Source organism: Salicola sp. AFF1 (assembly GCF_056783195.1).
The window spans coordinates 1-232 of sequence record NZ_JBXAYL010000255.1 but is presented as its reverse complement, the minus strand read 5'-3'; the positions used below and the strand labels follow the sequence as shown (position 1 = coordinate 232).

At 45.7% G+C, this 232-nt stretch carries 1 pseudogene; it reads left to right on the top strand.

Annotation, left to right across the window (positions count from 1 at the left end):
* Positions 1-107: pseudogene (locus AC1RQI_RS17565) on the top strand (host attachment protein); the annotation flags it as partial.
* Positions 108-232: the final 125 nt, after the last annotated feature.

Below are 232 nucleotides of genomic sequence, written 5' to 3'. Positions count from 1 at the left end.
AAAAGCTCGATGGCCCTACACAGAAACTGGTAATTCATTCCCTATCGAAAGATCTAAGTAAAGCCTCGCTGGCAGATATTCAAACTGCTGTTAGCGATTTACGCTAGATATTTTAATCTTATAGCCTGTTAACTATCCTAAAGTAGTGGTCGCTCTCGCCGATAGCCAATGAGTCCCCTTTTATGCCGTGCATACTGTGCACAGACTCCGCTCTCAGGGTCGAAGTGCGGAG